Genomic DNA, 11,744 nt, shown 5'->3' with positions numbered 1-11,744 from the left:
CTGGGCCTTGAAGGGCTAGAACGAAGCCGCCCGAGCGGGCTCCTCGGCAGGCGCTTGCGCGGGGGCGCTGGATTGCGGATGTGCGCTGTCGTCTTCGGCGGGAACCGTTTCGCCAGGCGCAGTTGCGCCTTCGGTGACGGGGGCCTCGGATTCCTGCGGATGGACCTGCTTGCCGTCGACCTTGATAAGGCCGATATGGATGAGCTCGGATTCCAGTGAGGCCGCTGCTTGACCTGCTTTCTCGCCTTGGGTACGGATGTACGGACTGGCTTGCATGTCGTTGAGCCTGAAGGCAATCAGCACCTTCTGTTTGGCTTCGACGGGCAGGACGCAGAGGCGTACCAGTTCCTGGGCCGCCGCACTGGTGACGGTGGTGTTGATGTAGCGGTACTCCCGCTCTCCAGTGGGAACGTCGACCGGGCCGGTCAGCGCTGCGATGCAGCACGACAGGAGCGAACCGCCAGCCGTCCGAGGAACGTCCTTGGGATCTCGCAGGTAGCCGATACCGTGGGTGATCAGTTCATACTGCTCGATCTGATCCAGCTCGGCGCGGTCGATCAACTCGGCGATCAGCAGGCGTGCCTTGAGACTGGCAGCGGCCTTGCCTTTGTGCTCGCCGCTGGGACGGATGAACGGGTCGACCCAGAGGTCGCCGAGACGGAAGCGAACCAGCGGCCGCTGCTGGTGATCATCGGTGCCGACGTAGGGCTGGATGAGTTTCTTGGCTTCGGCACCGGAGACCCGCACGTCGAAGTAGCGCTTGAACGGGTTTGTTGCAGGCCCGACGAGCGCTGCGACGGTACACCAAAGGGATGGAGGGCCTTTACGTCCGGCCTTTCCTTGAACCTCGCGGACACGCTGGATGTGGCCGATGCCGGAGGTGTGGATGTCGAAGTACGGCTTCTGGTTGGAAGTAGTGCTGGTCATGGTGGATCTCCTGACTTGGGAACAAGAGCACGGAGACACACCGACCCAATGCGGGGAGGTGCGTAACCCCGCGATGGGTTGAGGAACATCTGCATCTACCACCGGCAAGCCGGTAGTCGTTCGCGCGAGTGATGCGGTGCGAACGGGGTCGGTCACACGAGGGAACCGTGGGCAGCCTTGAAGACCGGAGCTGCCTGGCATGTCGCTGACGACGTCAGCGGAACATGGGGTGAGCCTGGCGCTACGCGAATCTTCCGGCCAGGGGGAATCGGCAACTGCCGGTGACCTTATTCGTTAGTCGCCGCAGTAGCAGGTGATGAGGCCGTCGGTGTCTGTTGATTGTGTTCTTTTCAATTAGTCGTGACCGGCAGCAGTCGACCCAAGCGGTGCTGATGCTCGTATGGCTTCAAACTCAATTTATGTGTTTTTGGTATTAGTGCTATTAAATTGGTGCTATTTATCAATCAATATCCAGAGAGTAGATTGCCTATCTCTACGGTTTCGAGAGCAATCCATGCCGTGCTTTTCAGAATCAGGGATTGGCAGGAGTATCCATATGAAGCAGACGATAAAGGCCACTCTCATGGCTGCCATAATCGGGATATCGACAGCTGAGGTTGGGGCGGCGGACTACAAGCAGAATCCGTTCACCTTGGCCTACGAGGGCGCGATCACGAAGAACGAGCCGGGCAAGATCAACATCCACCCGGTCACGTACAAACTCAATGGCCTGGATATTGCCGCCAACATCTACACCCCTACGAACTATGACCCTGCGAAGAAATATCCCACCGTCGTCGTGGCGCATCCCAATGGGGGGGTGAAGGAACAGGTCGCCGGCCTGTACGCCCAGCACCTGGCCGAGCAGGGCTACATCACCATTGCTGCCGATGCGGCATACCAGGGGGCTAGTGGCGGCCTGCCGCGTAACGTGGACAAGCCCGCTTACCGCATCGAGGACATCCATGGCATGGCGGACTTCATCGCCGGCTATCCAGGCGTTGATAATGCGCGCCTGGGCTTGCTCGGCATCTGTGGTGGCGGCGGCTACTCATTGGCGGCGGCGCGAACCGACAAGCGATTCCAATCCATCGCGACTGTGAGCATGTTCAACTCCGGGCTGGTACGCCGCAATGGCTACGAGGATTCGCAACTGTCCACCATCCAGGAGCGCCTGCAACAGGCTTCGGCTGCCCGTGCTCAGGAAGCAGCGGGCGGAGAAACACTCTATGCCGGGGATGCAACGCTGACTGATGAGCAGATCGCCAAACTGCCGTTTGATCTGTATCGCCAGGGTTTCGAGTACTACGGGAAGACCCATGCCCACCCGAACTCGACCTTCAGATACACCATGAGCAGTCTGCTGGATCTGATGAGCTTCGATGCCACGAATCAGATCGAGCTGATCGACAAGCCGTTGCTGATGATCGCGGGCAGCCAGGCCGACAGTCTGTACATGAGTGAGGATGCGTTCGCCAAAGCCGCCGGCACGCAGGACAAGGAGCTGTTCAAGATCGAGGGTGCCACTCATATCGAAACCTATTGGGTGCCGAAGTATGTGGACGCTGCAATGGGCAAATTGACGGTGTTCTACGCCAGAACGCTCTGACTTGAAGGCCTTGTTACCATGAACAATACCCTGCTGGGGATCGCGGTATGTGCCGCGATTCCCTTCGCCAGCGTGGCTGGCGAAGCCAATAAGTCTGTGGCAGCCCAACAGATCATCCAGGCAGGCTCACAGGCTTCGGCAACAGGATCGGCGGATTACTTCACTGGTCGGGTGCGCGTCGATCCCTTGTTTCCCGCTAGCGGTGAGATCAATGCCTCTGGTGCCTACGTGACCTTCGAGCCAGGCGCACGTTCGGCGTGGCACACCCATCCCGCAGGACAGCGGCTGGTAGTGGTTTCCGGCGTGGGCCTAACGCAGGAATGGGGCAAACCCGTACAGGAGATCCGCCCGGGAGACGTGGTCGTATGCCCGCCGGGCGTCAAGCACTGGCACGGCGCCACTCCGACGACGGCAATGAGCCACTTGGCCGTGAGCGGCGCGGTGGATGGCAAGAGTGTGGAATGGCTGGAGAAGGTCACCGATGATCAATACAACGCCCGCTAGGCACTGTAAGCTCGGAGTGCTGGCAGCGACATTTGCGCTGAGTCTGGGGCTGGGGATTATGCCGAGCCCCGCTGCTCAGGGCACTGTGGAAGAGCAAGTCATGCCCTCCGCACAATCTGCCTCCGAGACGCTGTCCGCCAAGCAGCAGGCCATCCCGTTGATTGCGGCCGCCATGGCCAGGAGCGATATGCCCAGGCTCAATGCCGTCTTGAACCAAGGGCTAGACGCGGGCCTGACCATCAGCGAGGTGAAGGAAGTCCTGGTGCAGCTCTATGCCTACACCGGCTTTCCGCGCAGTCTCAACGCACTCGCCGAGCTGATGAAGGTGGTGGAAGAGCGCAACCGGCGTGGCATCCAGGACGCGCCGGGGCGGGAGCCCAGTGGCATCATTCCCACCGGCAATGAACTGCTGGTGGTGGGGAAGGCCAACCAGACCCACATTGCAGGTGCACCCGTCCAGGGTCCGTTGTTCGACTTCGCCCCCATCATTAACCAGTACCTTCAAGCGCATCTGTTCGGCGCCATCTTCGAGCGCGACAACCTGGACTGGCAAAGCCGTGAGCTGGCCACGGTCGGGGCGCTGGCCGCCACGCCCGGCGTGGAGGCGCAACTGCGCTCGCACATGGCCGCCAGCATGAGGGTAGGTTTGACGGAATCGCAGCTGCGCCAACTGATCCAGGTGCTGGCCGACCACGGTGATACCGATGCAGCCAAGCGCGCCCGCGAGGCGTTGGATACACAGCTGGCTGGAGCTACCCGGCAGCCATGAGTCAGGGCTCGCTCACCCAGTGAGGGTACAGGTCAAATCAGCCTGAATAGCGCAGAGCATCGCGAAATAATGTAAAGGCGGGTGAGGTCTGGTGTCGGCTCGGGTAGTAGAGGTGGTATCCCGAGAACGGTTCACACCAGTCCGCCAGCACATGAATCAACCGACCCTCCGCAACATACGGCTGCACCTGATCCTCGGGCATGTAGGCCAGCCCCAACCCCTTGAGGGCAGCCTGCAGACGCATGGCGATGTTGTTGAACACCAATTGGCCTTCGACGCGCACCTTCAGCTCCTGCCCCTCCTTCTCGAACTCCCAGGGAAAGATACCGCCGTAAGTCGGCAGGCGGATGTTGATGCAGTTGTGCTGCATGAGATCGCGCGGGAGTTTGGGCTTTGGATGCCGGGAAAAATACTCCGGGGAGCCGACAACGGCCATGCGCATATCGGGGCCGATGCGTACTGCGATCATGTCCTTGGCGACCTGCTCACCCAGCCGGACGCCAGCATCGTAGCCTTCCGCCACGATGTCGGTCAGGCCGTAGTCCACGATGATCTCGATGTTGAGGTCAGGATTGTCGGGCAGTAGCTTCGTGAGTACTGGTTGCAGGATCGTGATTGCGGAATGCTCGCCAGCGGTGATGCGCAGCTTACCTGCTGGCCTGTCGCGAAACTTGCTGAGTAAGCCCAGCTCGGTGTTGATTTCCTCGAACCTGGGGGCGACCACTCGTAGCAGATGTTCCCCTGCCTCCGTAGGGGAAACGCTCCTGGTGGTGCGCGCAAGCAATCTGACGCCCAGGCGTTCCTCCAACTGACGCATGGCCCGACTCAAAGCAGGCTGCGACATGCCGAGCTTGGCTGCGGCATGGGTGAAGCTGCGCTCCTGTGCCACGACCGAGAAGATCGCGAGCTGATCGTAGCTGTCAGCGGTCATTTATGCGCCTCTGTTATAAGCCAATTACAATTGTGCCATCTAGCGCGGTTAATTACTCTGGTTCTACATCACTTTGGAAAGTCGTCACGGCGACATCCAAGCTCAGTAGAACAAGCGAATCGGTAATATTGCTTGTATAGGATCGACTTCTTTGGCCAAGGAGGAGTCTGCTCCAATGTCTGCTTCTGGCCGATCAGCAGGACTCTTTCTTAGTCAAGTGAACTAACAACTGCCAGAAAACATGCTCGTCAGTCGCCGCAGTAGCAGGAGATGGACTCTTCGGCTGGGTCGAATAGGTCTCCCTGATCGGCGGCGAAGCGCGCCAACTCGGCATAGGTGGGACCGTCGGCACGAAATCTAGCGCCGCTCGGCTTGCTCGCAAGATTCAGCGACTCCATGCGAATCCACCATTCGGCTGCCTCGGGTCTGGCTTTGATCAGTGCCAGGCGCTGACGCTGGGGCTTGAGGAAACAGAGGTCACAGTTTCCTTCCAAGGTTCGACCGTTGACGCTCAGCAACCGCAGGTCGAAGGGTTGGGACTGCCAGAAGTCGATCACGTCATGCACCGTGATGCCGGCCTCAGCCAGCGGCATGCACATGATCTCGCTGGCCGACTCGGTGGAATGACCTCGCGCGCGAATTTTGGCGACGCGGCGCTGCTCGTCGGCGCGAATGCCGATGAACTGATCCCACTCCGTCCAGCCAAGGCCGCGCAGGAATTTGTGCATCGGTCGGATCTTCAAGCTGGTGGTGCAGGCGCGGGCAACAGGGTTCGGTAGATACTGGCGGTGGCGGATCAACGCCTCGAACGGCTCGCCCTGTCGGTTGGCGGTGGCGAAATCTACCTCTGCGAATCCCACTTCCGTGGTTCGGTATTCGAGCCAATGGATAGGCACTTTCCAGCGCTCGGCGCATTCGCGCACGAATCGCAACGTAGGCTCGACTTCTTTGCCGGTATTGGCGAAGCAGACCACGGTTGTCGGGGGCAATCCGCCGTTGGCCTGTAGCACACGCCAGAGCATATATGCACTTGTGCGGCCGCCGCTGAAACTGATGCAGGTGGGGTGGTCGATCTTGAACGGGTCGCGCATGCGGACGTCTCCTGGGGCAGGCCGGCGTCAACCGGCGAGGGGCCGGTGCGGCCTGGAGACGGGGAATGCGCGAGGGGCACTGCGATCAGAAGAAGCCCCCGCGAACGGGGGCTGTGGGAGAGGTCAGTTGCCGCCAAGTGTTGGTGGCACTGGCTTGAGGGACAGGTGGGTAGCGGTGGCAGACAACTCCAGGTCGTCCTCGCTATTCAGGATGTGTCCGAAAACCTTGTCTTTCGGGTCGAAGTCCTCGCCGAAGTCATCGCCGCCGAGCTCGGTTCTTGCCAACTCCCACCAGTCATCGAATGGATCGATGTCTGGATTGCAGCCGACTGCAAAGGCGAGCAACGTCTGGCGTCCATCGGGCCGACGTTCGCCCCGCTCGGCGAGGAAGTACACGCCCTGGTCTTTGACCAAGATAACGCGGCACTGATTGGCAACCGCTTCGGCAAGCACGGGGCGCAGGTCCGCGCCTTTGAATCGTAGAGACATGGATATGATCTCCTGACTTATGGATGAGGGGTTTCTTGCCGCAAGGGCGAGAAGCGGTGCGGTCAGTGCCGGGTGGGTTTGCTCCCCGACAGGTATTGCACGCGGATGCGCCGCCAACTTCCATCGTCGATCAGTTGCTCCAGCGTTTCCCCGAGCGAGTCGAAGAACACTTGATCGATGCGTTCGACGAGTTCTCCGTCGCGTTTCAGCTCGATCGCGTAGAGGTCGTCGGCCCGTTCGTACAACACGATGACCTGACCCTGGAACTTTGCTGTGGCAACGGTGAAGCTGATCGATGGAGGCGTTTTGATGATGTCGTCGGGTAGCGGGTCGACGATGGAGAAGTCCTGCGCGCCGGCATCCACCAGCAAGTGGGTGATGTGGCGGAAGCCGTCGGGAGCAGGCAACTGTTCCAGCTGGTTGATGAGATCCTGCAACTCTGGGCAGCGTGGTTGCGGGATCGGCAGCTTGGCCGGCGCGGAACCGAGGATGTGCGTTTGCACCTTATAGGGCGTGCCGTCTGCGGTGTACTCGGTGCGTTCTTCCGGTGTGTCCGCGCGCAGGCCGTCGAAACGGCGGCGGGCATATGGCTGGACCTGCACCTTGGTGCCTTCGCCAGGTACTTCGGTCAGGAGTGCGCGGTCGAGTACAGCGAACTCGGTACGGCCGGTCTTGACGACGATGGCGTCGCCGGTGTCAGCGATCACCTTGCCCTCGAATGGCCTGGGATCGATGTGGAAGCCCAGCGTCGAGACCTTGGGTTGTCCATCGAAGATATTGAACTTGAACGTGTGGACATTACGGGGAACATGACCAGCGACCAGAACGGGCATTTGTGCGCGGATAGCTTGGGTATCCATTGGAGACTCCTTGATGGAAAACAAGGGACTCCCGCCCGCAAGGGAGGATGTCCCTTGAGGGGTGGATGGCGCGACATGCGCCGGGTAACAGTGCAACCAATGCGGTGAACCGCACCGCAGCCTTTAAGGTCTCGACTGCCTGGGATGTTGCCGGCGACGCCAGCGAACATGCGGCAACGATGGTGCGCTGGCGGTCGGTTTGCGCGTGGCAAATCGAATCCGGTGGTCACCGTATTGGCCGTTCTCCAGACGAGAAAAAGCCTCTCGATGAGGGGCTGATAGAGAGACTCTGCGGCCCAGGTGTCCGGCCTTACGCCTGATACAGCGCGATTCCGCCGAGCGTGGGGGCATCGGCATCCAGAATCAGGATGCGAACGTCGGCATCGGCCGCTTGATGCAGGACGTCTACCAGTGATGCTGGAACATCCTTGTCCAGGTGCTCCTTACGCAGCCGCTCAGCGGTGATACCTTCGACGTGCAACAGGTTGTCCGTCGTCCAAATTGTGTTTCGATCGGATGGTGTTGTGGTCAGGTATATACCTGTGGAGTTCCGCGGCTGGACGTAGGGACGTCCGCAGAAGAAAATGGCCCGTGCGACGGGGCACGGCGCAGCCTTGAAGGCCTTGGTTGATGGGCATGCCGCCAATTCTGGCAGCAGACGTGTCGAGCTGATTCAGCTCCTCGCTCAGAACATCGAGGGAGTATTGACGTTTCGCCGCACCCGTATTGGCAATGAGCGCCCCATGCGCTGATCCACCTGGGATTCACCTGGTGCTGTCCACCTCGACACGGGGAATGGGCACCGTAGCTACGAGAGCGAAGGGCAATGCACATCATCGAGAACAACGGACAGGCTGTCGCGCATACGAACTACTGGGACAGCCAGCACGCCGCCAAGGGTTACGCATTTCTTTCATGGAACGCCGGTGCGGGCCGAGTGCTTCTGCCGGACACACTGGTGCCAGCGCTGGCCGATATGCGGGCCGGCCGCTATGTGATCGTCAGCCAGGGACCGTGGCATCAGCTGGGTGGTCGTGAAGCGTGGGAGCTGCTGTTCGAGGACGGCAGTGACGCGCCGTACTGCCTGCACCTGGTCGCTGAACAATCCGACCGGCGCCTGCCGGACACCGATCAGGGTGGTGGTTTCGTGGTCACCGTGTGGACGCGCGAGGGAGAGCAATTGTGCCTGCCTGGCAAGTATCGGAAGGTTGCGGAAATTCCCTGTCTGGCCCCCTGGCGCGAGCATTGATCAGATTGACAGTGTTGGCGTATTGAATCCTGGCATTTATCCGGGATAGGTTACCCGGGTGCCAGAAGTTGACGCACACCCGCCGGCGGTGAGTAGCCGGAAAGATCTCGTCAGGAGAAAGCCATGGACGCTTATATCGGCTATGTGGCCGGCATCATTAAACGAGCGGACGCCCGTTACATGCCCGGTGACGCCGACAAGTATGCCGTTGAAACCGGCCTGTTCCAGAAGGGGGGCTTTTTCAACGTCCCGCAATTGCTGAAACTCGCCAGTACCTTGGGCGATGAGAAGATAACCAGCATCGTTTACACGATGCAGAACCCCCGCAGCCGATACTCCCACGTAACCCACAAGCAGATTGCGGCAGTCACCCATGCACTGCTGTCGCACTACGGCAGTGCCAATGCTGTCTACGCGGCTGCGCTGGGTGTTTCCGTGGATGAGATGATCGAGGCCGTGGAAACCTCGGAGGAGGGCTGAAATGGACGGTCTCGATTTCTCGGATATCAGCGACGACCAGCTTGTGGAGCTGGCACGGGCTTGCTGCTTGGAATCGCTCAGGCGGAGTCCGGCAGCGGCACAGGCCATGCGGGACATGATGCTTTCCGAGGCCGAGAAGGCTCGGATCGCGCGTGAGGCCTCAGAGGCGGAAATCCGAGCTGCACGCGCACGCGAGACGGAGCGCATCGCCCGAGACGCCGCTGCACAGGCCCGCTACGAGGAGGAACGTCGAACTGCCGCTCATCGTGCCGCCTCCGCAGTTCAGGCCTCCGAGCGAGCGCGTATCCTCGCCGAGGAGCAGAAGCAACGGGACATGGCACTGCTGCGCCAGGCTGCCACGATGGTCGGCAAGTCGCCAGCCGACATCAGCATCTTGCATTGCTATAGCCGTGGCAGCATGCGCTTGATCATCAACCCCGGCTCGTACCGCTACACCCGCAACCATCTGGTCGATTATCGCGTCAAGACCGCGGATATCAGGACGGTGCAGGCACTGGTCAATCGCAAGCAGGACTTCGTTACCTTCTGCGCAGCCGCCGCAGCGGTGCTCCCAACCGATACTTTCATATCTGGCAGCGACTATCGCTGGCCCGAGGAATAATCATGTCCAAGCAGCTTTCCAATCCTCTGCAGGCGCTCATTCGCAAGTCCGCCTCGACGTTGCCAACGAACACCGGCAACGTCGCACGCTACGAGGAAAGGCTCAATCGTACCGAGGGACCACGTATCATCGTGGCTGATCTTTCCGGCTCGATGGAGAGCCCGGCGTGGGGGCAGCGGCGAAAGCTCGATCTGCTACGAGAGGCCGTCGATGGCATTCTGGCCAATGCGCTTGAACCGATGCGGCTGATCGCCTTCGCCGGCGCGCCGGTCGATGGCATCAATCAGCTGCCAAGCAACAGCCTGGATGGTGGCACGGCTCTGCACTTGGCGTTGGATTGCGCTGCCACGCACAAGCCGCTGGCGACGCTGGTTATCAGCGACGGGCAGCCGGATAACGAAGAGCTGGCGCTGGCCGCCGCGCGACGCTTACCCGGTCGTATTGATGTTCTCTACATCGGGCCGGACGTGGAGCAGTCCGCGATCCAGTTCATGCGGCGCTTGGCTCAACTCGGCTGTGGTAACTATGCTGCGAACGACGTGGCCAAAGCGGGCCAGCCGGCTCTCTTGCAGAGTATCCGACAACTGCTGCTGGACGCGCCTCGATGACCCAATTCCAGAAGCGCATCCCCCGCGCCCGACGCATGCTGGAGTCCGTGGGCAGTCAGTACCCTGGCGCATGGAAGCAGTTCGATGCGTTCCGGGCCGATCGTGGCAAAGGCCTGCCCGACTGGCCGGATTGGTGCTTCATGCCCATCGCCGCTGGCTACGCGATTGCCAGCGGGGGTGGCGCCAACCGTGTTCCGCTGGAGCGCGTGAACCATCCCGCCGTGCTCACTGCGCTGGCGACTTGGCGCATGACCCAGGGGATTTTCCGCTTCGACGAAACGCTCCGCGCTGCCTTGCTGGATACGCCGCTGTCTGGTGGCCTGCCGACGCAACACCTGTTTCGGCTGCCGCATTGGTGTGTCTATGTCGAGACGGAGGGCCTGACGTGGAGTGACATTCCGCTGGAGGGATTCTTTGCTCACCTGGAGTACGACATCGCCCGCGGTGGCACGCCTGAGCTGCGGTTGCTGCTGGACGTTGGGGGCGATCCACGCCAGCCGTTCTCGCCGGAGACGCTGCTGCCGGTGCCGATAGTCCTGTCGGCTGCCGATATAGAGTCGGCGGTTGAACTGGTCAATCAGAGCGCCCGGGAGCAGGCGACGGCGCTGGGCGTACCGCCCGATATCCCGCTCGGCCTGGCGCAGCCCCAGGCCGTCTCGCTGGCGCCGCTCATTTCGCTGCTGCTTTATCTCTGTGCGGAGCCGGACGTCACGCGGAAAGGCTCGAAGGTGACCCTGGACAATCCGCAGCCGACGCGAACTCGCCGGGACGGCTGGAAGCTGTTCCCCGCGGACGGTCCGATGGAGATCGATGTTGGCGCCCGCCTGGGGGCTGCATTGCGCACGGCGCTGGATCGTCGTGAGGAGATGCGTTCCGCCGACGCGGGCACCGGCAAGACCCTCGCCCCGCATATGCGTGCGCAGCACTGGCACTCCTTCTGGTCTGGCCCCAAGTTCACACCCGATGGTTCGGCTATTCCCCAACACCTACGCAAACTGGACGTCCGGTGGATGCCTCCGATTCCGGTCAACATTGACGATCCTGACAATCTGACCCCGACCATACGCCCCGTGCGTTGACACACTGCGAGGGTGGACTCAAGTCGATGAAATAGCCCCTCGTTAGAGGGGCTGGCAGCAAGGTGGTGAGCTTGTTGGCTCCTGTGAAGTAACGTGGAGCATGTTGTCTGGGGAAAAGGGGCTGAGAGCAGGCTCACCAGCCGTCGTAGTGGAGCACCAGATCGGCGATGACCTTGCGGCGTTCCAGGTCGAGACCACCGAGGTCGGCAAGCCCCTCGAACTGGCAGCGTTTGAGCATCGCGCCACCTTCACTGGCATTGTAAAAACTGACCATCGCGGAAAGAAACATCCGCTGTCCGCCGCTCAGAACGCCCAGGGCGTCATTGAGCCTCAGTACGTTCGGCCGTAGCTCCCACTTGGTCTTGGCTTGTTGCATTCCTTCGTGGGTGCCGTCGCCGAACCACTCGACACCGGCGATTTGGATGCCTCGCTTCCAGGCTTCCAAAAAGGCTGCCGGTGCATGGTCGAAGTGCAGGATTTCCCGCGCGATCTGATCAAGTACGTCTTGGGGTAAAGACTGGTTCAT

General features: G+C 60.9%; 15 protein-coding genes. 8 read left to right on the top strand and 7 right to left on the bottom strand.

From position 1 onward, the window contains the following. Nucleotides 1–15: 15 nt before the first annotated feature. Nucleotides 16–927: a DUF3577 domain-containing protein gene (locus tag L1F06_RS12850; protein ID WP_129482358.1), complete on the bottom strand. Its 912-nt coding sequence runs from the start codon at nt 925–927 to the stop codon at nt 16–18. A gap of 556 nt (nt 928–1,483) precedes the next feature. Here L1F06_RS12850 and L1F06_RS12845 point away from each other — a divergent pair. The 3 genes from L1F06_RS12845 to L1F06_RS12835 are packed head-to-tail and all read left to right on the top strand — an operon-like array spanning nt 1,484 to nt 3,809. Beyond that, the gene (locus tag L1F06_RS12845; protein WP_129482359.1) at nt 1,484–2,536 is read left to right on the top strand and encodes an alpha/beta hydrolase; all 1,053 of its coding nucleotides are present in this window, start codon (nt 1,484–1,486) and stop codon (nt 2,534–2,536) included. An 18-nt stretch (nt 2,537–2,554) separates the two neighbouring features. Then, on the top strand, nt 2,555–3,040 hold the full coding sequence (locus L1F06_RS12840) for a (R)-mandelonitrile lyase (RefSeq protein WP_129482360.1): 486 nt from the start codon (nt 2,555–2,557) through the stop codon (nt 3,038–3,040). Beyond that, complete coding sequence (locus tag L1F06_RS12835; RefSeq protein WP_435301304.1) at nt 3,018–3,809, top strand: carboxymuconolactone decarboxylase family protein; 792 nt, start codon at nt 3,018–3,020, stop codon at nt 3,807–3,809. The genes L1F06_RS12840 and L1F06_RS12835 overlap by 23 nt, the downstream gene beginning before the upstream one ends. 37 nt (nt 3,810–3,846) lie before the next feature. Here L1F06_RS12835 and L1F06_RS12830 read toward each other — a convergent pair whose 3' ends face one another. The 5 genes from L1F06_RS12830 to L1F06_RS12810 all read right to left on the bottom strand — a co-directional run bounded on the left by L1F06_RS12830 (nt 3,847) and on the right by L1F06_RS12810 (nt 7,661). Beyond that, nucleotides 3,847–4,740: a LysR family transcriptional regulator gene (locus tag L1F06_RS12830; RefSeq protein ID WP_129482361.1), complete on the bottom strand. Its 894-nt coding sequence runs from the start codon at nt 4,738–4,740 to the stop codon at nt 3,847–3,849. Between the two features lie 248 nt (nt 4,741–4,988). Beyond that, complete coding sequence (locus L1F06_RS12825) at nt 4,989–5,831, bottom strand: phosphoadenosine phosphosulfate reductase family protein (RefSeq protein WP_129482362.1); 843 nt, start codon at nt 5,829–5,831, stop codon at nt 4,989–4,991. Nucleotides 5,832–5,954: 123 nt separating this feature from the next. Next, on the bottom strand, nt 5,955–6,320 hold the full coding sequence (locus tag L1F06_RS12820) for a DUF3085 domain-containing protein (RefSeq protein ID WP_129482363.1): 366 nt from the start codon (nt 6,318–6,320) through the stop codon (nt 5,955–5,957). 62 nt (nt 6,321–6,382) lie between these two features. Continuing rightward, a complete protein-coding gene (locus tag L1F06_RS12815; protein WP_129482364.1) occupies nt 6,383–7,180 on the bottom strand; it encodes a GTPase in 798 nt (265 codons plus the stop codon). 310 nt (nt 7,181–7,490) lie between these two features. Beyond that, nucleotides 7,491–7,661, bottom strand: a complete 171-nt coding sequence (locus L1F06_RS12810) for a DUF5983 family protein (RefSeq protein ID WP_177491106.1) — start codon at nt 7,659–7,661, stop codon at nt 7,491–7,493. Nucleotides 7,662–8,006: 345 nt separating this feature from the next. On the opposite strand from L1F06_RS12810, the gene L1F06_RS12805 reads away from it, so the two are divergent. From L1F06_RS12805 to L1F06_RS12785, 5 genes are all read left to right on the top strand, one after another. Then, nucleotides 8,007–8,429 carry a hypothetical protein gene (locus tag L1F06_RS12805; protein ID WP_129482365.1) on the top strand — a complete coding sequence of 141 codons (423 nt, stop codon included), beginning with the start codon at nt 8,007–8,009 and terminating at the stop codon, nt 8,427–8,429. Nucleotides 8,430–8,552: 123 nt separating this feature from the next. Beyond that, a complete protein-coding gene (locus L1F06_RS12800; protein WP_129482366.1) occupies nt 8,553–8,909 on the top strand; it encodes a hypothetical protein in 357 nt (118 codons plus the stop codon). Nucleotide 8,910: 1 nt separating this feature from the next. Then, the gene (locus L1F06_RS12795; RefSeq protein WP_129482367.1) at nt 8,911–9,531 is read left to right on the top strand and encodes a hypothetical protein; all 621 of its coding nucleotides are present in this window, start codon (nt 8,911–8,913) and stop codon (nt 9,529–9,531) included. A gap of 2 nt (nt 9,532–9,533) precedes the next feature. Further along, nucleotides 9,534–10,139, top strand: a complete 606-nt coding sequence (locus tag L1F06_RS12790) for a vWA domain-containing protein (RefSeq protein WP_129482368.1) — start codon at nt 9,534–9,536, stop codon at nt 10,137–10,139. Beyond that, a complete protein-coding gene (locus tag L1F06_RS12785) occupies nt 10,136–11,218 on the top strand; it encodes an AcrVA2 family anti-CRISPR protein (RefSeq protein ID WP_129482369.1) in 1,083 nt (360 codons plus the stop codon). The genes L1F06_RS12790 and L1F06_RS12785 overlap by 4 nt, the downstream gene beginning before the upstream one ends. Before the next feature lie 133 nt (nt 11,219–11,351). On the opposite strand, the gene L1F06_RS12780 is transcribed toward L1F06_RS12785, so the two are convergent. Next, nucleotides 11,352–11,744: a hypothetical protein gene (locus L1F06_RS12780; protein WP_129482370.1), complete on the bottom strand. Its 393-nt coding sequence runs from the start codon at nt 11,742–11,744 to the stop codon at nt 11,352–11,354.

This window comes from Pseudomonas hydrolytica (assembly GCF_021495345.1).
Lineage (GTDB): Bacteria > Pseudomonadota > Gammaproteobacteria > Pseudomonadales > Pseudomonadaceae > Aquipseudomonas > Aquipseudomonas hydrolytica.
The sequence above is the reverse complement of the archived record's forward strand: the minus strand, read 5'-3'. Positions and strand labels throughout refer to the sequence as shown.